General features: G+C 47.1%; 21 protein-coding genes. 15 read left to right on the forward strand and 6 right to left on the reverse strand.

The features are described 5' to 3' along the window. The first annotated feature begins 64 nt into the window (after window positions 1–64). Window positions 65–2,440, forward strand: coding sequence for a hypothetical protein (locus CLV98_RS02225; RefSeq protein ID WP_146202216.1), 2,376 nt, complete (start codon window positions 65–67; stop codon window positions 2,438–2,440). An 82-nt stretch (window positions 2,441–2,522) separates the two neighbouring features. On the opposite strand, the gene CLV98_RS02230 is transcribed toward CLV98_RS02225, so the two are convergent. After that, window positions 2,523–2,984: an Lrp/AsnC family transcriptional regulator gene (locus tag CLV98_RS02230; protein ID WP_109673035.1), complete on the reverse strand. Its 462-nt coding sequence runs from the start codon at window positions 2,982–2,984 to the stop codon at window positions 2,523–2,525. Window positions 2,985–3,158: 174 nt separating this feature from the next. Here CLV98_RS02230 and CLV98_RS02235 point away from each other — a divergent pair, with 174 nt between their 5' ends. Together CLV98_RS02235 and kbl are read left to right on the forward strand one after the other, a co-directional pair. After that, window positions 3,159–4,112 (forward strand): NAD-dependent epimerase/dehydratase family protein, encoded by a 954-nt coding sequence (locus tag CLV98_RS02235; protein WP_109672410.1) that lies wholly within the window; start codon window positions 3,159–3,161, stop codon window positions 4,110–4,112. A gap of 43 nt (window positions 4,113–4,155) precedes the next feature. Further along, window positions 4,156–5,346: a glycine C-acetyltransferase gene (kbl, locus tag CLV98_RS02240; protein WP_109672411.1), complete on the forward strand. Its 1,191-nt coding sequence runs from the start codon at window positions 4,156–4,158 to the stop codon at window positions 5,344–5,346. Window positions 5,347–5,480: 134 nt separating this feature from the next. Here kbl and CLV98_RS02245 read toward each other — a convergent pair whose 3' ends face one another. Both CLV98_RS02245 and CLV98_RS02250 read right to left on the reverse strand, forming a co-directional pair. Further along, complete coding sequence (locus tag CLV98_RS02245; protein ID WP_109672413.1) at window positions 5,481–6,221, reverse strand: SDR family oxidoreductase; 741 nt, start codon at window positions 6,219–6,221, stop codon at window positions 5,481–5,483. A gap of 93 nt (window positions 6,222–6,314) precedes the next feature. Beyond that, on the reverse strand, window positions 6,315–7,253 hold the full coding sequence (locus CLV98_RS02250; protein ID WP_109672415.1) for a helix-turn-helix domain-containing protein: 939 nt from the start codon (window positions 7,251–7,253) through the stop codon (window positions 6,315–6,317). A 284-nt stretch (window positions 7,254–7,537) separates the two neighbouring features. Between CLV98_RS02250 and CLV98_RS02255 the strand changes: the two genes are divergently transcribed. Beyond that, window positions 7,538–8,083, forward strand: coding sequence for a YceI family protein (locus CLV98_RS02255; RefSeq protein ID WP_109672417.1), 546 nt, complete (start codon window positions 7,538–7,540; stop codon window positions 8,081–8,083). Window positions 8,084–8,221: 138 nt separating this feature from the next. Here the strand turns inward: CLV98_RS02255 and CLV98_RS02260 are convergent, their stop codons facing one another. Next, window positions 8,222–9,022, reverse strand: a complete 801-nt coding sequence (locus CLV98_RS02260) for a transglutaminase-like domain-containing protein (protein ID WP_109672418.1) — start codon at window positions 9,020–9,022, stop codon at window positions 8,222–8,224. A gap of 168 nt (window positions 9,023–9,190) precedes the next feature. Here CLV98_RS02260 and CLV98_RS02265 point away from each other — a divergent pair, with 168 nt between their 5' ends. The 7 genes from CLV98_RS02265 to CLV98_RS02295 all read left to right on the forward strand — a co-directional run bounded on the left by CLV98_RS02265 (window position 9,191) and on the right by CLV98_RS02295 (window position 15,308). Then, window positions 9,191–9,835 (forward strand): TetR/AcrR family transcriptional regulator, encoded by a 645-nt coding sequence (locus CLV98_RS02265; RefSeq protein ID WP_109672420.1) that lies wholly within the window; start codon window positions 9,191–9,193, stop codon window positions 9,833–9,835. Window positions 9,836–9,842: 7 nt separating this feature from the next. Next, on the forward strand, window positions 9,843–10,208 hold the full coding sequence (locus CLV98_RS02270) for a DUF4260 domain-containing protein (RefSeq protein ID WP_109672421.1): 366 nt from the start codon (window positions 9,843–9,845) through the stop codon (window positions 10,206–10,208). Window positions 10,209–10,296: 88 nt separating this feature from the next. Next, complete coding sequence (locus CLV98_RS02275) at window positions 10,297–10,875, forward strand: NAD(P)H-dependent oxidoreductase (RefSeq protein ID WP_109672423.1); 579 nt, start codon at window positions 10,297–10,299, stop codon at window positions 10,873–10,875. Window positions 10,876–10,969: 94 nt separating this feature from the next. Continuing rightward, window positions 10,970–12,322 carry a neutral/alkaline non-lysosomal ceramidase N-terminal domain-containing protein gene (locus tag CLV98_RS02280; RefSeq protein ID WP_109672425.1) on the forward strand — a complete coding sequence of 451 codons (1,353 nt, stop codon included), beginning with the start codon at window positions 10,970–10,972 and terminating at the stop codon, window positions 12,320–12,322. Window positions 12,323–12,395: 73 nt separating this feature from the next. Beyond that, window positions 12,396–12,950 (forward strand): acyl-CoA thioesterase, encoded by a 555-nt coding sequence (locus CLV98_RS02285; protein WP_109672426.1) that lies wholly within the window; start codon window positions 12,396–12,398, stop codon window positions 12,948–12,950. Between the two features lie 28 nt (window positions 12,951–12,978). Further along, window positions 12,979–13,395 carry a DUF2141 domain-containing protein gene (locus CLV98_RS02290; RefSeq protein ID WP_109672428.1) on the forward strand — a complete coding sequence of 139 codons (417 nt, stop codon included), beginning with the start codon at window positions 12,979–12,981 and terminating at the stop codon, window positions 13,393–13,395. 77 nt (window positions 13,396–13,472) lie between these two features. After that, window positions 13,473–15,308: an ABC transporter ATP-binding protein gene (locus tag CLV98_RS02295; RefSeq protein ID WP_109672429.1), complete on the forward strand. Its 1,836-nt coding sequence runs from the start codon at window positions 13,473–13,475 to the stop codon at window positions 15,306–15,308. An 84-nt stretch (window positions 15,309–15,392) separates the two neighbouring features. Here CLV98_RS02295 and CLV98_RS02300 read toward each other — a convergent pair whose 3' ends face one another. Then, entirely contained in the window at window positions 15,393–16,946 is a 1,554-nt protein-coding gene (locus tag CLV98_RS02300) for a helicase HerA-like domain-containing protein (RefSeq protein WP_109672431.1), read from the reverse strand. 308 nt (window positions 16,947–17,254) lie between these two features. Between CLV98_RS02300 and CLV98_RS02305 the strand changes: the two genes are divergently transcribed. The 4 genes from CLV98_RS02305 (at window position 17,255) to CLV98_RS02320 (ending at window position 21,915) form a co-directional block, all read left to right on the forward strand. Next, a complete protein-coding gene (locus CLV98_RS02305) occupies window positions 17,255–18,259 on the forward strand; it encodes an alpha-E domain-containing protein (protein WP_109672432.1) in 1,005 nt (334 codons plus the stop codon). A 62-nt stretch (window positions 18,260–18,321) separates the two neighbouring features. Then, the gene (locus tag CLV98_RS02310) at window positions 18,322–19,167 is read left to right on the forward strand and encodes a transglutaminase family protein (RefSeq protein WP_109672434.1); all 846 of its coding nucleotides are present in this window, start codon (window positions 18,322–18,324) and stop codon (window positions 19,165–19,167) included. 103 nt (window positions 19,168–19,270) lie between these two features. Beyond that, window positions 19,271–20,674 (forward strand): phosphoglucosamine mutase, encoded by a 1,404-nt coding sequence (glmM, locus tag CLV98_RS02315; protein ID WP_109672435.1) that lies wholly within the window; start codon window positions 19,271–19,273, stop codon window positions 20,672–20,674. A gap of 110 nt (window positions 20,675–20,784) precedes the next feature. Continuing rightward, window positions 20,785–21,915 carry a cysteine desulfurase family protein gene (locus tag CLV98_RS02320; RefSeq protein ID WP_109672437.1) on the forward strand — a complete coding sequence of 377 codons (1,131 nt, stop codon included), beginning with the start codon at window positions 20,785–20,787 and terminating at the stop codon, window positions 21,913–21,915. 75 nt (window positions 21,916–21,990) lie between these two features. Here the strand turns inward: CLV98_RS02320 and CLV98_RS02325 are convergent, their stop codons facing one another. Beyond that, entirely contained in the window at window positions 21,991–22,473 is a 483-nt protein-coding gene (locus CLV98_RS02325; RefSeq protein WP_229203165.1) for a hypothetical protein, read from the reverse strand. Window positions 22,474–22,503 lie beyond the last annotated feature (30 nt).

Consider the following 22,503-nt stretch of genomic DNA (forward strand, 5'->3'; position numbering starts at 1 on the left):
AAAAATAATCAAACGAGTTTTTGGGTTAAACCCACCACGTTGCCCATGGAAAATGAGTCTTTTATTGATTCAATTTCTACTTTTAACGGCACCCATTTTTGCACAATTTGGGCCCGAAACGGCAATCAAGAATGGTTTGGAACGCTATGGAAAGGTGGCAGTACAAGAGAAAATTTTTGTGCATCTGGACCGTCCCTTATATCTGGTAGGAGAAACGCTCTGGTTTAAAGCCTACCAGCGCGATGGAACCAGCCATAAAGCCCTCGATCTTAGCAAGGTGGGTTATTTGGAGATTCTCGATAGGCAGAACACCCCTATGCTGCAGACCAAATTTGCCTTACAAGAAGGTCACGGAAACGGTAGCCTAGTTTTGCCTTCAACCTTGGGGAGTGGCGTATACACCGTGCGGTGTTATAGCAATTGGATGAAGAATTTTGATCCGGGCTATTTCTTCGAAACCAGTATTACGATCCTTAACCCATTTGTTCCCTTTGAGCCTCATCCCGTCGCTGAGAGTCCCATAGCTTACGACCTGCAATTTTTCCCCGAAGGAGGGCATTTGGTGGCTGGCCTCGAGAGTACGGTGGCCTTTAGGGCGACCGACACCCAGGGGAGCGGTATTGCCTTTACTGGCCAACTCATCGACGAGCAGCAAAACGTTGTCGCCGACTTTCGGCCTAGCCAATTCGGAATTGGGGCATTTCGTTTTACTCCCCAGCTGGGTGTCGCTTATTCGGCCATACTAACCGACGCCAATGGGGAACGTTCACAGTTTACTTTTCCTACAGTCGAATCAAAAGGGGTGGTCATGCACTTAAAAGATAAAGGCGAAACTCTGGAGGTAGAGGTAAGCAAGCATATCGAAACGGCCACCGAAAAGCTGTACCTGATGGTACATACCCGCCATGGGAATGTTCAGGTCCAGTCCATGGAACTGACGAACCGAAACGCCACTTTTGTCATTCCTAAAGGGTCCCTGAATGAAGGTATTAGCCAGATTACCCTACTCGACGGTTACCGCAAGCCCCTTTGTGAGCGTTTGTATTTTACCTTTCCCAAAAGTGGCTTGTCGCTGGAAGCGAAAGTGGGTAAGGGTACCTACGGGTCTAGGGAAAAAATAAACCTCGATTTGGCCGCTTCCTTGGGTAACGAACCCATGGCTCAGGCCGACCTTTCGGTGGCTATCTACCTTACCGACTCCATCCAAACGGAGGATCCTATGGATTTTGCAGCCTACCTCTTACTTACCTCCGACTTGCACGGGCAGGTAGAAAACCCCTCATTTTATTTCGATCCTAATAATGAGGGACGCTCCCAGGCTATAGACTATTTGATGCTCACCCATGGCTGGCGTCGGCTCGATTGGGGCCAAGTATTTGCCGCTCTTCCCCCTAAGTTCGACTTCCTGCCCGAATATCAGGGGCATTTTATTGAAGGGAAATTAGTAGACCGAACTACCGGATCCCCGGCGCTCCAAAAGGATTTGTATCTGGCAGCTCCTGACTTTCCAGCCAGGCTATATACCACCTACAGCGCAGAGGACGGAGCGGTCAGGTTCGAAGTCAAGGACTTTTGGGGGCCAAAAGAGCTTACCATTCAGACCGACCTTCGTAAAGACAGTACTTACCGCTTCGAGCTCGAAAGTCCATTTGCCAAGAACGTCTCCGCCAAGAAGCTCCCTCTTTTTAGCTTCGACGAGGCCTGGGAGCAAACTTTGCTGAATAGGTCCATCAACATGCAGGCCCGCAATGCCTATATGCCTGCTTCCTATCGGCAGGGGAAAGTGCCCCAACCCGATACCCTGGCATTCTTCGGTAGGCCCGACGAGCGTTACATTCTTGACGATTACACCCGTTTTCCTACCATGGAGGAGGTGCTAAGGGAGTATGTGAGAGGAGTGTTGGTGCGGAAAAGACAAAAGTCTTTTCATTTTAAGATGGTAGATGCCCTCGTCCCCGACGCCATATATGACTCGGATCCTCTGGTATTGCTAGACGGGATCCCCATTTCGAGTATAGACAAAATCATGGCCTTCGATCCTTTAAAGATCAAGAAAGTGGAATTAATGAATGCGAAGTATTTCTTGGGTACAATGGCCTTTACCGGAATCGTTAGCTTTTCTACCTATAACCACGACCTCAGTGGCTTTGAGCTAGATCCTAACGTTCAGGTAATCCCCTATGAAGGCTTACAGGTCGCCAAAGAGTTTTATATGCCCCGGTACGATACCCCTGCAGCCGTCGCAAGTCGCGTTCCTGACCTTCGTAATTTGTTGCTGTGGGCTCCCAATATTACCAGCGATGCCCAAGGAACGGCCAGTGTGCCGCTTTATAGTTCCGACCAACCCGGCAAATACCGGGTGGTGGTTCAGGGGGTGGGACCCGACGGCCATGCGGCCACCAAGTCCTTCTATTTTGAAGTAAAAAAGACCGTATTATAGTTTCCAAACTCAGTAGTAGGCCCTGTAGCTATGACTCATTATTAGCTGCAGGGCCCTAATGCTTGAGGATACAGGGCTTCTCTTAAATATAATACTCGGATGTGTGTTTAATTTCCTTGAGTACGAATGTACTGTTGAGTACTCCAATATTATCGATCTTCGAAAGCTTGTACTTTACAAAGTCGTGGTAGGCATCCAAGCTCGCCACGTTGATCTTTAGTAGAAAGTCTACCTGTCCGGCCATATGGTAGCATTCCTGCACCTCTTCCAGATTTTGGACCTCTTGCTCAAACTTTTCTATAAACGCTTCGTTATGATAACGCATAGAAACCTGGCAGATGGTAGTTACCGACCTGTTTATGAGTTTCTTGTCGAGTATGGCCACATAGTTTTTAATATATCCCAAGCTCTCCAACCGTCTGATTCGCTCATACACCGGCGATACCGTAAGGTTTAGTGCCTTGGCTATTTCTTTGGTGGTTTTCTTGGCATCTTTCTGCAAAATCCTCAGGATTTTTGCGTCTATTCTATCGAGTTGTTCCATAGGAGGAATAATTTTTTCTGTAAAAATATACAAATTGATTCGTTAAAAGTAATTATTGCTGACTTTGAAATATGGTCTGGTAATATTTACTGTAAATAAGGCCTTACCTTGAAGATATTCTCATAATTGGGGAAATTGCAAGATAATTATACTTTTTTACTAGACGGTAATTGTATGGCAAATGAACATATTTTAGTCATAGGGGCCAATGGTCAGATAGGGTCGGTCCTGGTGGCCTATTTGAGGGATATTTACGGAGAGAGCCACGTTGTTGCTGGGGATATTCGTATTCCTGAGCAGGAGCAGGGGATTTTCGTTCGGCTCGACGCCACCGATGCCAATGCCCTAGCGGCTGTAGTGGCCCAATATAAAATTACGCAGATCTACCATCTGGCGGCTATCCTATCGGCTAATGGCGAAAAGGAGCCTCTAAAGACCTGGGATATCAACATGCAAACCTATTTTAATGTATTGGAAGTGGCCCGGGAGTATAGAATAGCTAAGGTGTTTTATCCAAGCTCTATCGCAGTATTTGGCAGTGGAATAGAGGGTACAGCGCTTCAGGAAGCCCCTTTGCATCCCACAACGGTGTATGGCATTAGTAAAGTAGCTGGCGAAAATTGGTCGCAATATTATCATAGTCGATACGGTCTCGATATCCGATCCCTGCGCTTCCCGGGAATTATCAGCCACCAGTCGGCACCTGGGGGTGGCACTACCGACTATGCGGTAGATATCTACCACCAAGCGGTTAAAGGAATTCCGTTTACCTGCTTTTTGGCTTCAGATACCCGTTTGCCCATGATTTATATAGACGACGCCATCCATGCGACCGTCAACCTAATGGAAGCCGAAGCCAACAAAATTACGATTCGAAATAGCTATAATCTGGCTGCTATGAGTTTTTCTCCTAGAGAAATAGCCCATACCATTCGAGAATATTTGCCCAATTTTGAGATTGGTTATCAACCCGATTTTCGCCAGTCTATAGCCGATTCCTGGCCCGACGACCTGGACGACACCGCTGCTCGTACCGATTGGGGCTGGAGGCCTGCCTACGATCTGGACAAAACCACCAGGGAGATGATCGGTGCGCTCAACCAGAAATACCAAACGGTAAAAGACTAAGGAAATAGTATATCATATTGACCCATACTAAACACATAAGATCATGTACGGAAAATTAGGAAAAGAACTCAGTGAAGAACTTGCCGATATACAACAGGCTGGCCTCTATAAAAAAGAAAGGATTATTACTACGCCTCAGTCAGCAGCCATCAAGACGGAGGCTGGTGGAGAGGTGCTCAACTTTTGTGCCAACAACTATCTGGGACTGTCCTCGCATCCTGCCGTGATAGAAGCCGGTATTGAAGCCATACGCACCCATGGTTTTGGGATGTCGTCGGTACGGTTTATATGCGGTACCCAGGATATTCATAAAGAGTTGGAAAGAAAAACCGCCGAGTTTTTGGGTATGGAGGACTGCATCCTTTATGCCGCCGCTTTCGATGCCAATGGCGGATTATTCGAGCCCTTATTGAACGGCGAGGATGCCATTATTTCCGATGAGCTCAATCATGCCTCGCTTATCGACGGCATTCGCTTGTGCAAGGCCAAGCGTTTTCGTTACAAACATAACGACCTGGCCGATTTGGAGGCCCAGTTAAAGGCGGCACAAGGTAGCCGAAGGGTACTGATCGTTACCGATGGGGTGTTTTCTATGGATGGGACCATCGCTCAGCTCGACAAAATATGTGACCTAGCCGATCAATATGGTGCCCTGGTGATGATAGACGAATGTCATTCCACCGGTTTTATAGGTGCTACCGGAAGGGGTACCCACGAATACCGTGGCGTAATAGGTCGGGTCGATATCATCACGGGTACCTATGGAAAAGCCCTGGGTGGAGCATCGGGAGGTTTTACGGCCGCCAAGAAAGAAATAGTCGAGGTGTTACGCCAGCGTTCGAGGCCTTACTTGTTTTCCAATACCTTGGCGCCAAGTATCGTTGGAGCTTCCATTAAGGTTCTTGACTTACTGACTTCCTCTACGGCCCTGCGCGATAAGCTGGAAGGAAATACACAATATTTCCGCAAGGCTATGACCGCCGCTGGGTTCGATATCCTTCCAGGTGAACACCCCATTGTGCCTATTATGCTGTACGATGCCAAGTTGGCACAGGAGTTTGCCGCCAAGCTTCTCGACGAGGGCATTTACGTCATCGGGTTTTTCTATCCGGTAGTGCCTCAAGGAAAGGCCCGTATTCGGGTACAGATTTCCGCTGGGCACGACCAGGAGCATCTTGAAAAAGCCGTGGCAGCCTTTACCAAGGTCGGTAGGGCTTTAAAGGTGATTGATTAATAGATCGACGGATAAAAACAGACGGAGGTTGAGGGTTCCCTCAACCTCCGTCTGTTTTGGTACCAATCAGAAGATACCTTCGTTGGAATAAAAGGGTGTTCACTACCATGGCTTCGAATGCCTACCAGGTGCCTTTAAGCCACGCCCCCATTGAGGCCAATATTTTGAGCAGAAATCCATTTGGCTTCATCGCTGGCCAGAAACACCACGACTTTGGCAATGTCGGTTGGAGTACCAATTCGGCTAAAGGCCGACATAGAAGCCAAGCGGTCGATCTGTTGCTGGGATTTTCCATCGGTAAAAAGTTCTGTATGGGTAGGGCCCGGCGCTACGGAATTGACGTTGATGCCACGGCTTCCTATCTCCTTGGCGAAAACACGGGTTAGCTGTTCTACCGCCGCCTTGGTGGCGACATAAGTGCCATAAGTGGGTAACATCAGCCTAATTACCGTCGTAGAAAAGTTGATGACACTACCGTTGTCGGCGAGTCGTGTGGCGGCTTCGCGAAGGGTGTTGAAAACCCCCTTTACGTTTACGTCCATCTGGCGCGAGAAATCTTCATCGGTGGTATCTTTGACCAATTTATTGATCAATATTCCTGCATTATTGACCAGAACGTCGATTTTTCCATATTGAGCGATGGCCCTATCGAATAACCGCTTCACTGCGGCGGCGTCGCTTACATCGGTCTGAACTGCTAGCGCTTCGCCGCCTTGGGCTATAATCTGCTGGACTACCCGGTCGGCAGCAGCTTGGTCATTCGCAAAGTTTACAATTACCTTGGCTCCGTGGGCGGCCATCTCTTGGGCAACTTCCGCGCCTATGCCTCTTGAGGCTCCCGTTATGAGTACTACTTTATGGTTTAAGGTGAACATCTGTGGGTATTTATAGTTTATAGTTGGTCCTGCAAAGTTGTTTAATAACGACACATAAGGCCTTGCAAGTACTATAGTAAGGCTTGTAAATAGCTAAGAATTTGGCTTGGAGGATTCCTGTTTGCGATATTCCACCGGACTTAACCCTGTATGCTTCTTAAAGTGGTTACTAAAATGTGCGGTTTCCAAAAAACCTAACCGGAAGGCTATCTCCTTAATCGTTAGTCGTGGGTTCAGTAGCATTAGTCTGGCTTCGGTAGTAAGCCTTTCAGCGATCCATTGGCCTATCGCTTTGCCGGTTTTACTCTTTACCACGCTGGACAGATAGTTGGCGTGTAAGGCCTGCAGGCCGGCATAATCCTGTACCCGATACATTCGATCGACTTTTCCATGGATTAATTCTTGAAAATGTTGCTCCAGATTCTGCTTGAAAGTTTTCACGATAAGTGAACTGCGGGTACCTTCTATAAGTGGGTGGTAGTCCTGAAAAAAGTACTCCTTTAGTTTAAGCAGCAGAGCCACCATCAGGCTGCCGATAATCTTGTTTTTGTAGGTGGCATGGCCCTTGTATTCCCGACGAATCAGTTGGTACAATACTTCCACCTGCTCAAACTGCTCGTCTGACAAGATGCGGGGAGAAACTGTTTCGGAAAGTAGGAATGAAAAGTCTTTATAGACATCCCTATGCACATATGTTTTTAGGAATGCTTCGCTAAAAGTGATGAGGCAAGTATGCTCAATCCGATCCCATTCGAAGAGGCGGTAGTTGCCTGGGTTGGTAAAATAAGCCGTATGTGAAGAAACTTCGAATTGCCGATCGTCAATAGTGTATTTTCCCGAAGCATTTTTGATAAAAAGAAAGCTGAAGTAGTAAGGACGGAAGGGGGCTGACCGGTATGGGAGCTCCTTAAAGGACTCCTCTAAGAAGTGAATCGTGAAGCCCGATTCGGTTTCTAGGCCCTCCAGAGGAATCCCTTGGTTTCTGTACAGGTCATGGAGGGTTTGCGCGTGTAGATTGTCTTCGGCTGGCATAGCATCATCCAAATGGTGTGCTCAATATACACAATTATTGGGTTCTTCGTCGCTGTGCATTTCTACGCCTAATTTTAGAGGGCTTCAGAGACGGAGTCGTGTTTGGTTGAACCCGGGTACCAATATCCTGAAGGGATTAGCCTTGAAAAGGTAGTATTTCTAGAATAATTTAATCTGATGGAATAACAAAACAACCGGATTTTAGGTTATATTTTCAAAAAAACAGAAAGCGATACCTACATGCGTATTGCGGTCTTTCATCACTAACCTAAAAAATTGGATATATGAGAAATACCAAATGGGTCGTAGACCCTGCCCATTCAGAAGTACAGTTTAAAATTAAACATCTGGTGATCTCTACCATTACCGGTTCTTTCAAAAATTTTGAGGGTGGAGCAACTTCTGACCATGAGGATTTCGAGAACGCTGAAATCCATTTTTCCTTAGATGTCAATAGCATCGATACCAATCAGAGTATGCGGGACACCCACCTCAAGTCGGCCGATTTTTTCGACGCCGAGCAGTTTCCGCATATCGAGTTTAAGTCCAATTATTTTCATAAAATTAATAAAGAACAATATAAGCTTAATGGATTTCTGACCTTAAAAGGTGTGACCAAGCCCATCGAGCTGGATGCCGAATTCGGAGGGTTTGAAGTGGATGAACAAGGGCAGAAGAGAGCGGGTTTCGAGGTAGTGGGCCGTTTTGGTCGTCAGGAGTTTGGACTGAATTACCTTAAACTCACCGAATCGGGTCGGCTCGTAATTGGGGAGGATGTGAAGTTGGTGGCTAATATTCAGCTAATAGCCCAAGAGATGGTGTCGGCCTAAGGAAGCTAGGCCGGCAGGGGTAGTTCCTTCGTCCATACTCAGTAAGCCATATTTAATATTCCCACCCGAATGGTATCGTTATTGAGGTAGCTGATTATCAACAAAGGCGCTCCATGTTGGAGCGCCTTTGTTGATAATTTAGGCGTCTTCTTGTTCCATTTCGACGTAAACATCCAACGATTTCAATACACTATTGCCATACTGAGTCACCATGGCGACGTCGGCAGCATCGCGTCCATGCGCAATTTCGATGCGGTAACCTTCTGTCTTTTCCTGAACGGCGTCGAAAGTATACCATTCTCCTCCAATGAATACATCAAACCAGGCATGAAGATCCATTTCGGGTAATTTGTCGAGATAGCCCACCGTCATACGCGCTGGGATGCATAGGTTGCGGCAGAGGGCTATGGCCAGATGGGTGAAGTCGCGGCAAACGCCCACCCGGCGGTGAAGTACATCGAATGCCGTAGTGCTAGAGTCGGTCTGTCCGTATTGATACTTGATATTCTGGTGGATCCACGTCCTGATGGCCTCTACCTGCTGGTAGCCTGGAGTGAGGTTCTGGGTGATTTGTAAGGCCAGTTGGTTAACATCGTGAAGATCCGACTGGCAATAGCGGCTAGGCAGTATAAAGTGCATGGTCTCATCGGGCAGGTCGCCCACCGGAATAAAGGCGGGCTCTTGCTCGGGTATTTCTTTGGTGGGAGTTACCTGAGCGTCCACTTCAGTGGTGATCGTAACCTCTCCCACCGGCATGATGGTACGTTGGCAGATATTGCCATAAATGTCGATGTATTCGGTAAAGGATACTTCAGGATTGAGGGTAAACCCCTCATGCAGTATGGATTGCCCCTCTTGTCGCCGAGGGCGTAACATGGTCGTAATCGTTGTAGGTGTATTGACGTCGTAGACGAATACACTCTTGCCTTTCATTTTCATTTTTCGTTGCGTTAAGTATTTGCTGTATAAGGTATAAAAAGCTATGCCAGCAAAAAAGACCAGGAGGGGTTTGTGATTTTCTTAATTCTTAATAACTTGATTGACAATGGTTTGGTCTCCTGAATAAATATTCTATGAATATAATTGATTTAATAAACAGTGTTTAGTATGTTTGCGCTGTTTATAATGATCGAAATGGGAATATCTGAACGGAAAGAAAGGGAGCGAGAAGAAATGCGGGCACTCATATTAGAGGCCGCGAAACATTTATTTTTGGAACATGGCTATGCCAAAACCAGCATCCGAGGCATTGCCGACCGGATCGAGTACAGTCCGGCAACCATTTACCTATATTACAAGGATAAAAAGGAGCTGATGTTGGCCCTGCAGGTAGAAGCCTTTGGGAAAATGAATGCTTCTTTTGGGGAGCTGCTGGCCATCGCAGATCCCTTCGCACGCCTGCAACGCATGGGAGAGCTTTACATTTCCTTTGCCTTGGAGAATCCGCAGCTATACGACCTGATGTTTATGCTGGAGGCTCCTATGGAGGCGCTCGAATGTCAGCAAGATAGTTGGCTGAATGGGATGCAATCCTTCGACTTCCTAAAACAAAGCATCTGGGACTGTGTAGAAGCGGGTTATTTCGAAGAGTCAGCCGATATAGACGCTCTGGCCCTTACGGTATGGAGCTATATGCATGGCTTGGTGAGTCTGTATCTAAAGGGTAGGATGGTTATTTTTGGGGAGGATTCTCAGTTAGACCGGTTGCGTGAATCGCAGCGGAATTTTATAGATCTCTTAAGTAAAAAATAGCGATAATATGAAGAAGGTTTTACAACTAGAAGAAGCGGCTCAATTCCTGTTAGGGGTGTTTTTGTTTTCCAAACTGGAATTTCCATGGTGGTATTTTCCTGCCTTCTTACTACTGCCCGATTTGAGCATGCTGGGGTATTTGGGCGGTAACCGAATAGGGGCAGGAGTCTATAATTTCTTTCACCATAAGGCGCTGGCTGTGGCGATAGGTGCTGTGGGTATGTATATGAGTATGCCTCTTCTCATGTTAGCAGGGATTATTTTGTATGCTCATTCGGCTATGGACAGGGGCTTGGGGTATGGACTGAAATATAGCACTGGCTTCCAGGATACCCACCTCGGGAAGATAGGGAAGCATGAGTCGCAGGGCTAAAGGGTGGCAAAGGCTTTCGAGCCTTTTTTTTGCCTTGATACTAAACACTGTTCATTAAATATTGTATGTATATTAAAAATCTAAATTTATGAAAAAAGTACTTATCATCAACGGCCATCCCGACGATCAGAGTTATGGTGCCGCATTGGTAGAAGCCTACCGAGCTGGAGGGGCAGAGTCTGGTGCTCATGTGAGGGTATTGGCACTTTACGAATTAGAATTTAAGGTTAGCCTGGCCCATGGTTACCGGAAACGCACCGAGCTGGAGCCCGATCTGCTAGAAGCACAACGGCTGATCCAATGGGCCGATCATTTGGTATGGGTGTTTCCGATATGGTGGGGCAATATGCCAGCATTATTGAAGGGGTTTATCGATAGGGTGTTCCTTCCTGGCTTTGCCTTTGCTTACCGCGACAACTCGGTATGGTGGGACAAGCTATTGGCCGGCCGATCGGCGCATATCATCAATACCCTCGACCAGCCGTATTGGTACTATTGGCTCGTCAACGGGCGGCCTTCCTACCATGCTATGAAGAAAATGACCCTAGAATTCTGTGGTATCAAGCCGGTGCGAGTAACCAGCATAGGTCCTATCCGAAAGTCGTCCGTCGGATTTCGGGAGCAATGGCTGCAGAAAATAAATAAAATGGGGAGACAATTGTACTAACCAGGACTATTCCCGTCATTATTATGCTATCGAAGGCCAGTTATGGCAATGGTTCCTTATATTTACGACTTAAAATGCATATAAAAGCGCCCGGATGAAAATTCTAAAAATCTTGTTGTCTATCCTAGGGATCATCTTGGGGCTCCTATTGGTGATGGTGGCAACGATGGTAACGACCATGGATAAAACGCCCTATAAGGACATGCCTTATTATAGCGAATGGAAGGCCAGTATTGCGGCCCAAGAACCCTATTCGGCAGCCAGTCCCGGAGCCCTTCAGGTGGGATGGGCCAAGGTCAATATCACCCCCGAAGGCCCTATGTCTATGGCTGGGTATGGTAATCGGCATGGTAAGCCATATACAGTCGTTCATGATTCGCTTTTTATCCGTACCATGGTGATCGACAATGGGGGCGAACAGGTGGCCATAGTAACTGGCGACTTATTGATAATCCCCCCTACGGTTTCCAAGGCTCTGGAAGTCCGGATGAAAGGCCATAAGATTCCCTATGAGCGGGTGTATTTCGGGGCTACCCATAGTCATAATAGTTTGGGAGGCTGGGGGACTGGAATTTCTGGCTTATTTTTCTCGGGTGCCTACGACCAGGCCGTGGTGGATCGGCTAGCCGATGCCGTGCTCGAGTCTATAGACAAGGCCAGCACGCAGCTAGTGCCGTCTGCAATCCGCTATTCCGAGGCCATCGATACGGTCGATATCCGCAACCGACTCGTCGGCGAAGAAGGGGGGATCGATCCGGAGGTACGGTCCATCATCGTGGCCCGTGCCGATGGGCAGCAGGCCATTTTGAGTAGCTATGCCGCTCACTCTACCGTAATTCAGTCCAAAAACATGGTCCTTTCCAGGGATTATCCCGGAGTCTTGGTCGACTCTTTGGAGCGGGGACATTACGACTTCGCCATGTATATGGCAGGTGCCGTAGGCAGTATGGGACCTATAGAAAAGGGTCGTGACGATTTTGACGAAATGAAAAATCAGGCCTACGGTGTTCAAAAGGCTATTCTACAGGCCGATACCCTGTCGAGCGCCGATTCCCTGGTGGGTATACGCTCCCTGATGCTACCCCTGCCGCTTCGGCAGCCCTCTCCCCGCCTGACCATGGGCTTGGTGCTAAGGCCCTGGGCCTTCAAAAAGGCTTTTGGAGCCTTTCCAATATATGTTAAAGCCCTTAGAATAGGGGGCCTTTTGTTGGTGGGTATGCCTTGTGACTTTTCGGGAGAATTGGTCCCTGGGCTCGATGCCTATGCCAAAACCAAAGGACTTAACCTGATGGTAACCAGCTTTAATGGTGGGTATATTGGGTACATCACCCACGACAAATATTTTGATAGAGACTTGTATGAAACCAAGACGATGAGCTGGTATGGGCCCTATAACGGAGCCTACCTCCAGGAGGTCATTAAGGATATTATCGATAAGCTGTCCTAAGAAAAACGGACCAGAAATGCCATTAAAACTCACCTTGATGATGAAATTGAGTTAATTAAAACCATTATTAAATATGCAGGCTCGTTCAGTTCGCCACTCTCAGGCTACCCTTACGGAACTAATGATTCCATCTTATGCTAACTTTGGCGGGAAAATCCATGGAGGTATACTCCTGTCGCTTATCGATAAGGTAGCCTATTCCTGTGCCTCCCGACACGCCGGCAATTATTGCGTGACGGTTTCGGTAGATACGGTCGACTTCCTAGCCCCCGTAGAGGTGGGCGACTTGGTGTCCTTACATGCTTCGGTCAATTATGTAGGCCGTACCTCCATGATTATCGGCATTAGGGTAGTGGCAGAGGATGTTCGCAATGGGATACAGCGGCATACCAATACCTCCTACGTTACCATGGTAGCCAAAGGGGAAGATAATAAACCGACCGTAGTGCCACCATTGCTCCTAGAGACCGAAGAGGACGGTAGGCGGTATTTGGAAGCGATTAAAAGAAAAGAACTTAAGAATCGTTATAACCTGGAGTTCGACCGACTCAAGCAAGAGCTTCATATCGATGTCAACAGCTTGCATTTAGAAAATGAACGCTGTGTAGTGGCTTGGGAACAGGACTGACCGTAGTAGGAAAACTAAACGCCAGAAGATGATCGTAGTTTTGTATATGCTTTGGAGCCTCGCGCTCGCTCCATTTTCGGATGAGGCCATACTGAAAGTAAATATTACCGAAATCCAAAAACAGGAGGGGAAGGTCTGGTTGGCTGTTTACCGGCCCGAGGATCGATTTGGTGAGGACGAGCCAAAGATTTATAAAATTATACCCGTCAAAGGCCGCTCTCAGGTAGAAGCCGTTTTTAGTCTTAATCCGGGTCGATATGCCGTGGCCGTTTATCATGATCAAAATGATAATGCCGTTTTGGACAAAAACTTTTTGGGTATACCCAAAGAGCCTTACGGGTTTAGCAATAATTTTAGACCCCGACTGGCTCCTCCCAAGTTTTCTGATTGTGCCTTTACCTTGCCGGCTTCAGGAAAGGAAATTATCGTCAGGCTGGCGCCCTAGTGAGGCTCTGCTGGGGTCAGGCAAAGGTCCTGACGTAGAATTTCACTACCAATTCCAAATTTCTGTACCTTTGCCGCATGAAAACTTATTGGCGTCTGCTGAACTATGCCCGTCCTTTACGGAATTTTATAGCCCCCTTTTTTATTACCTCCCTATTGGCTTCAGCCTTAGGGATCGTTTATTTTACGTTGCTCATCCCCTTGTTGGATGTTCTTTTCAACCAAGTAGGCTCCGACCAGGCCTCTGCCGTATTGCAGTTTCCGAGTTTTAGCTTCTCGACGGATTGGCCCAAGCAGCTATTTAATTTTTATTTCCAAAGCTATCTTCAGGAAAAGGGCCGCATTGGTGCCTTGCAGTTCGTATGTATACTGATTGTCGGTGCGGTGTTTTTATCGAATATATTTCGGTATCTGTCGGCTCGATTTCTAGAAAATTTTAAGGTAAACATGGTGTCCAGGTTGCGTCAGTCGGTTTTTGACAATGCCGTTGATTTGCACCTGGGTTTTTTCTCGAGCCAGCGCAAGGGCAATCTGATATCTCGGGTGGTGACGGACGTACAGGAAGTAGAGAATTCTATCGCCAATACCTTCTCTGCCGCCTTTAAGGAGCTGTTTACCCTCATTATTTATCTTATTGCGCTATTTAGTATTTCCGTACAGCTGACCCTCTTCGCTTTTGTGATTATCCCTGTAACCGGCACCTTCATTGCCTTTATGGTTAAACAAATGCGTAAGGATGCCCGCGATGGACAAAATCGTTTGAGTGGGTTGATTAGCCTGATGGATGAGGCCTTTGGAGGCATGCGGGTCGTAAAGGGCTTTAATGCTGAGGGTTTTATCAAGGAGAAATTTAGCATAGAAAATCTGGCCTATAAAAAGGCCATCCGTTCTATGGCCTTTAAGCGAGAAATGTCATCGCCTTTTTCTGAATTTATGGGGGTTACCGTGGTGGCCATTATCTTGCTATATGGCGGTACTTTGGTGCTGACCAACCAGTCGTCGTTTGCCGCCTCGGAATTTATCACATACATTGCCATTTTTTCGCAGGTGATGCGGCCGGCTAAAGAGATATCTAATGCCTTCAGTAATACCCAGCGCGGTTTGGCCTCGGGCGAAAGGGTGTTGGAATTGGTGGATACTCAGAATGCAATTCAAGAGAGTCCCGATGCGGTTAGTCTCAAAGGATTTGAGCAATCCATAGTATTCGATGGGGTGTCTTTCGAATATGAGCCTGGCCTGACCGTGCTTAACAACCTGAATTTCGAAATTAAAAAGGGTAAAACAGTGGCTCTGGTTGGTTCTTCTGGCGGAGGAAAGTCTACCATTGCCGACTTGGTTCCTAGGTTCTACGACCCCGTTCAGGGGAGTATTCGCATCGATGGGCACGACTTACGGGCTATCTCTACGGCTTCTTTACGCCAACAGATGGGGATTGTTACCCAGGAGTCGATACTCTTTAACGACAGCATTTATAATAATATCCTTTTTGGGGCGCAAGCTACCGAAGAAGAGGTAGTGGCCGCAGCCAAAATTGCGAACGCCCATGAGTTTATATGCGAACAGCCCGATGGCTACCAGACCACCATTGGGGATAGGGGGAGTAAGCTTTCGGGTGGGCAGCGGCAGCGTATCAGTATAGCCCGGGCTATACTTCGAAATCCCTCCATTCTTATTTTGGATGAGGCGACTTCGGCTCTGGATACCGAGTCGGAAAGGTTGGTGCAGGACGCCCTCACGCATTTAATGAAACATAGGACCGTGTTGGTAATCGCCCACAGGCTTAGTACCATTCAGCATGCCGATGAGATATTGGTCGTGAACCAAGGGCAAATTGTGGAGCGGGGTACGCATGCCGATCTGCTAGAGAACGATCATGGTTTCTATAAGAGGCTTACCCTCATGCAAGGAATGTAGCTAGCTGGCCCAGCTATTGCTATGCGTTGGAATATAAAGGTGCCATCTCCAGAAAGATGGCACCTTATGTAAATAGGGGGGAGCTTAAAACCCGAAAAGGCCTCCCGTTTTTTTACGGCTTGTGGTCGTTTTGCCAAAAAGCATTCCGAATATGCCCCTCACCACTTCTCGGCCAATCTGCTTGGCTAAGGGGGAGGACAGGGCCTCGCTGATCATACTAGGTTCTTCTTTTATCTTTCTAGCCGGCTTGGTGCTTGTTTTTTCTTCCTCCTCCGCTTGGGCCACTCTTTCCATTCGTTTGGTAAGGATTTCGTAGGCACTTTCGGGGTCTACCGGGTCTTTGTATTTTTGGTACAAGTCCGACGCATTAAATTGCCTCTCGTAGTCGGCTTGGGGCATGGGGCCCATGATAGACCTCGGTGGAGTGAGGTGGGTAGCGGCCACTTCGGTGGGTATTCCCTTTTCGTTGAGTACCGTTACCAGGGCCTGGCCAATTCCCAGCGTGGTGAGCACTTCATCGATCGTATAGTAGTCGGATCGGGGGTAGGTCTTTACCGTTTGTCGTAGGGCGTCGGCGTCTTGCGGGGTAAAGGAGCGCAGCACATGCTGGACCCTGTTACCCAGCTGAGACAGTACTGCCGCCGGAATGTCTTGGGACATTTGGGTGCAGAAAAATATACCTACCCCTTTAGAGCGGATAAGGCGCACCACCTGCTCTATCTGCTCCTGAAAAGCCTTGGGAGCATCTTTGAAAAGTAAATGTGCTTCATCTAAGAAAAACACCAATTTAGGCTTGTCGAGGTCGCCTGCCTCGGGGAGTTTGCTGTATAGCTCGGCCAATAGGCTTAGCATAAAAGTAGAGAACAAGGCGGGCTTGTCCTGAACATCCGACACATTGAGTAGGCTAATTACCCCTTGTCCGTCGACCTTATTGATGAGGTCGTCGATATCGAAAGAAGTTTCTCCAAAAATCGAGTTTACCCCTTGTTGTTCCAGAGCCACTATTTTCCGTAAGATGGTGCCAGCTGTAGAGGAAGAAATGGAGCCATAATCGGCCTTGATTTCTTTGGCTCCTTCCCCTTCCGACAGATAATTCAGAACCTTTTTGAGGTCATTAAGGTCGACCATTGGAAGGCCTTTGTCGTCGGCATATTTAAAGAGTATGGACAGCACACCAGACTGGGTGTCGTTAAGATCGAATATTTTTGATAGCAATACCGGGCCAAATTCTAGAATGGTGGCGCGCATTTGGGAGCCTAGCTTTCCGCTGAGGGAATAAAGCTCTACGGGAAAACCTTTGGGGACGAAGTCGATTCCTAGTGCTTTGGCGCGCTCTTCGAGTGCCGCGTTGGTTTTCCCAGGCTGGGCTATGCCCGACAAATCGCCCTTGATGTCGGACATAAATACCGGTACACCGGCTGCCGAAAGCTGCTCGGCAAATACTTGCAAGGTTCGGGTTTTTCCGGAACCTGTAGCTCCAGCAATGAGCCCGTGGCGGTTCATCATTTTTAAGGGAAGGTTTACGGAGGCTTCCCGGATGATTTCCCCTTCTAAAATGGCCGATCCTAGATGGATGGTAGGCTTATTGGTCTGATAGGATTTTTGGATGGAGGCGGTAAATTGTTCTCTTTTTGACACGTCGTTTTGCGTTTATTCAGTAACTAACCTGATGATGAATAGCAATGGATTGTAGATTGACTTTCAATTTTACGAAAAAGAATCGTAAGATGTTGTACCTTTTGTGAGTCAACAGTGAAGGGATGTCCATTTTTGCCACTTTATTGCTGTTTGCTATGTCTTATTTTGTCTTTATATTATTCTAAAGTTACCTGGTATTTTTAATATATGTCGGCAATTTCTTGTAAATGCAAAATATTGTTATGTATTTTGATTGTATTGCAGTACTAAAATTTTGTTCTTCTTTGTAATTAATAACTGTAGCGTATATGTTAAGTCGTGTTGCCAATTCCATTTACTGGATGAATCGTTATATGGAGCGTGTGGAGAATTATACCCGTTTCGTAGGAGTTAATTTTAATTTGGCCCTCGACTTGCCACCCGACATAGATGAGCAATGGGAGCCCTTATTGATTGCCACTGCCGATCATTATTTGTTTTATAAATATTACGAAAAGCCTACGAAGGAAGATGTCATTCATTTTATGACCTTCGATAAGCGTAATCCCAATTCCATATTAAGTTGCCTATATCAGGCAAGGGAGAATGCGCGGACGGTAAGGGAGGCCATTTCAAAGGAAATGTGGGAGAGCATCAATGCCTTCTATTTGAGGATGAAGGGTACCTCGCCTGACGATTTTCGTAATATGGATCATATGCAGTCCTACTTCGTCGATATCCGCAAGAATTGCCATTTGTTTCATGGGGTAGTCGACTCGTCGATCACACGCAATGAAGCCTGGCATTTCGGAAGGCTGGGACGGTATGTGGAGCGGGCCGACAAATGCTCCCGATTTCTGGATGTTAAATATTTTACATTAGAGCAGGACTCAAGCACCTCAGGGACCACCTTAGACTTGATGCTGTGGATGGCGGTTTTGAAGTCGGTAAGTGCCTATAATATGTATCGACAAACCCACAGAGCCCTTACTCCTATGAATATCGTAGCCTTTTTGATTTTGGATAAACTGTTTCCTAGGTCAATAGCCTATTCTGTTCGACAGGCTGAGCTGTCTTTATATGCCATTGCGGGATCTATTCCAGAGCGTGGACATACCAACTTGGCCGAAAGAGCGGTGAGTAAGCTACGTAGCCAATTGGAATTTACCGATGTCGACGACGTATTTAAGCAAGGGTTGCACCAATTTTTGGATACCTTCCAAGTGTCTAATAATGAGATCGATACCTCGATTTTTGATTTGTATTTCGGCCTGGAAACAGAAGAAGCGCACCACAAATTAGAAGATATAACCATGGGGCAGTGGATGAAATAGTGGATATGGGGCAATTATTGCTTAAGATTATGGGTTAAATAATAATATTAGCCATCGTCCCTATGAACCTTTACGTTCGACATACCCTGCAGTACAGTTATTCCAACGCCGTGGCCCTGGAGCCACAAACGTTGTATTTGTATCCCAAGTCTTATCCGCATCAAATGCTGTTGGAGTATGATCTGCAGATAGACCCTTTGCCTAGCAAAGTGGTGAGAAACGTGGATGCCGAGGGGAATGTACAGCAAATGGCTTATTTTTCGGATAATCGGGTACACCAGCTTTCGGTGGTGGCCACTATGGTAGTGTCCTCTAAACCCTTCAATGTCTTCGACTTTGTACATTATCCTTTTAATACCAAAAACCTGTCGTTTCTCTATGAAGATAGGATTTATAAATATTTAGCTCCTTATCTGTCACGCATGGATGTTACCGACGCCGTGGCTGCCTTTGCGAACCAAGTCGCTCAGGATGCGCAGTGGCGTACGGTGCCCTTTCTGGTCAATTTAAGTAAATATATTCATCAGAACTTTGTGTATTCCCAAAGGACTTTTGGAGATGCCCTTCCTCCTCACTATACGCTACTACAGCAAGCGGGATCGTGTAGAGACTTTGCGAGGCTTTATATTGCCTGTTGCCGAAGCATGGGGATTGCCGCTAGGTTTGTGAGTGGCTATTTATACGGCAACCCCATGCAAGCCCACGAGCTACATGCCTGGGTAGAGGTGTTCCTGCCTGGGGCTGGCTGGAGGGGATTTGATCCTACAGAAGGAAAGGCCATGGTCAATAATCATATTTGTATGGGTGCCTCGGCCGATTATGATCAGCTAGCACCTGTAATGGGCTCTTTTAAAGGAGTTACCGATTCGTCTTTATACACCTATGTAGACATACGCCTACAGCAATAGTGCATGCCATTGAATCATTTTATTCTTTACATCAAATAAAAAAAACGTCATAGCGAAGGAATTTTAGTACTTTTGTCGGGAAAATTAAAGCGTAAAAAGCACCGTGACGTTAATCAAATCTATCTCAGGGATAAGAGGAATTGTGGGAGGGAAGACTGGCGAAGCCTTGACTCCGATCGATATTGTTAAATTTGCTGCGGCCTATGGAACTTGGCTGCGACGTACCAATCCTGATAATTTAAAGGTAATTATAGGTCGTGATGCACGGTTGTCGGGTCCTATGGTGAGCTCCCTCGTAGCAGGAACCTTACAAGGGGTTGGGCTACATGTGGTGGACCTGGGCCTTTCTACTACTCCGACGGTAGAGCTGGCGGTGGTGATGGAGCAGGCCGCTGGGGGGATAATCCTTACGGCCAGTCACAACCCCATACAGTGGAACGCCCTCAAGCTGCTGAATCATCATGGAGAGTTTATTTCGGAGGCCGATGGTGCCGAAATACTCCGTATCGCTGAAGAGGAAGATTTTATATTCGTAGATGTTAAGAAATTAGGGTCTTATCAACAGGATGATACCTTTATCCAAAAACATATAGACCATGTACTAGGGTTGGCTTTGGTCGATAAAGAGGCCATTCAGAAGGCTCACTTTAAGATCGTAGTCGATGCCGTTAACTCAACGGGGGGCATTGCCGTGCCCATGCTTTTGGAAGCCTTAGGTGTGGACAGCGATCATATCAAACTGATTAACTGTGAGCCGACGGGTAATTTTGCCCATAATCCAGAACCACTTCCCGAGCATTTGCGGGAGATTAGCCAGGAACTCGAAAATGGCTCCTATAACCTCGGTATCGTTGTGGACCCCGATGTAGACCGTCTGGCCTTGATCTGTGAAGATGGCTCTCCCTTTGGAGAGGAGTATACCTTAGTGGCAGTAGCCGACTACGTACTCAAAAACAAGGTTGGGAATACGGTTTCTAACTTATCGTCGACAGCGGCCCTTCGCGATGTTACCCTCAAAGCTGGAGGGGCTTATTTCGCTTCTGCCGTAGGGGAGGTCAATGTAGTGAATGCCATGAAGGCCAATGAGGCCATTATTGGAGGAGAAGGTAATGGTGGGGTGATCTACCCTGAAAGCCATTATGGACGCGATGCCTTGGTGGGTATTGCCTTGTTTTTAACTTCCCTGGCTAAGTTTGGGAAATCGGCTTCGGTACTACGCAAGTCCTTTCCAGGATATTATATTTCAAAGAATAAAATTGAGCTGACCGAGGAAATCGATGTAGATTATATCCTTTCTAGAATTCAGTCTAAATACGCCAAACAACCGATCAATACGATTGATGGGGTGCGCATAGAGTTTGATAGGGAATGGGTACATCTTCGAAAGTCGAACACAGAACCTATTATCCGCATCTACTCCGAGTCCGAAACGCATACCACTGCGGCAGGTTTGGCCAATAAAATCATCTTGGACATCAAGGAAATTATCTCTGAACCGAGCAATTAAGCTGCTGGGAGTTGCTGTTTTTCCCTACCTATTAGGTAACAGATGAGGCATTCGTGTTTCATCTGTTTTGTTTTTAATGTATTACTTTTTTTTAACATAGATCATCGTCTATGAATGCTTATTTCGATAATGCCGCTACCACGCCTCTGGACCCTGAAGTACTAGAAGCCATGATTCCGATCATGAAGGAGCAATTTGGTAATCCTAGTTCTATACATGCCTATGGTCGTAAGGCTCGGTCGGTCATAGAACGGGCCAGGAAGTCGGTGGCTGGTTTGTTAAATGCCGCTCCCGCCGAAATTTTCTTTACTTCTGGAGGCACCGAGGCCGACAATACCGCCATTATTTCGAGTATAGCCACCTTCGGCCTAAAGCATGCCATCACTAGCAAGCTCGAGCATCATGCCGTATTGCATACCTTAGAGTATCTGGCCAAAGTCGGGCAGATCACCCTGGACTATGTGCAGACCGATGCCGACGGTCGGGTGGACTTACAACATTTGGATAGTTTGCTGACAGGTCGGTCACAGACCTTGGTTTCGCTAATGCATGGGAACAACGAGTTGGGGAATTTGCTCGATCTGGATGCCGTTGGGGATATTTGTGCAGCACATAAGGCCATCTTTCATTGCGATACCGTACAAACCATGGGTCATTATCGGCACGACTTGCAGGCTATCAAGACGCATTTTGTAGTAGGCTCGGCTCATAAATTTCACGGACCTAAGGGTATTGGCTTTTTATATATGAGTCCCGATGCCAAGATCAGTCCGTATATTCATGGTGGAGCCCAAGAGCGGAATATGCGTGGAGGAACCGAAAATGTATATGGAATCGTGGGTATGGCTAAGGCCTTGGAAATAGCCTATCGCGATATGGATGCTCATCGTCAGCATATAGAAGGACTTAAGGCGAGAATGATGGCCCAGTTAAAGGATCAGATTCCTGGGGTCTGGTTCAATGGTCTCTCCGAACATTTGGACCAAAGCCTGTACACCGTGTTAAGTGTAAGCTTGCCGGAGTCCGATATTAGCGATATGTTGTTGTTTAACCTAGATATCGACGGGATAGCCGTTTCGGGAGGAAGTGCCTGTTCGAGTGGAACCGACGTGGGGTCTCACGTATTAAATGAGCTATACCCCGGTTCTCAAAGGGCTAATGTACGTTTTTCTTTCAGTAAATATAATACAGAAGAAGAGGTCGATTTTGCAGTTCAGAAATTAGCCCTATTATATCCTTAAATGCAAAATGCCCCAAGGGTGGAGCTTATCATCCACACCTTTGGGGCATTTTATGGCTTTGAGCAGGGGGCTACTCTAAAGTGCTTTTACCTGAGAGTATCTGGTAAAGCCTACTCCCTTATAGCTGCCGGTCCAGGTAAGTGGCACCAGCTGGCCAGCTGCTGGGGCTGTCACTCCCAAATCGGTCCAGCTTTTGGTTAGGGAAACCATGCCGTCGGCATCGGAGGTAACTTCACCTAGGCTTGCTCCCCCTTTAATAGCGACCGAAATGGTGATTCCGGCCACGGGAATGGAGTCGATGCCAATGTCTTTGTTGAGGATATTGGTTTTGTCGAGTTCCAAGAGCCGTGCTGAAAGCTTGAGCTCGGAAGCACTGGCCGCATAGCCTACTGCAGGTTGCTTTTCAATAGGGTAGCCGAAGTCGGCTCCTATAATGTCGACCAATAAAGGAGCGACGGTGTTATCAACCCAAGGATCTTCGGCTTTGCACGAAAAAAGCAATACTACCGGTACGATAGCCATTATGGCCAGTTTAATATATCTTTTGAATCGGATCATGATCGTGATTTTTAAGTGAATAGAATGGCG

Source organism: Dyadobacter jejuensis (assembly GCF_003149085.1).
In the GTDB taxonomy this organism is placed as follows: domain Bacteria; phylum Bacteroidota; class Bacteroidia; order Cytophagales; family Spirosomataceae; genus Dyadobacter; species Dyadobacter jejuensis.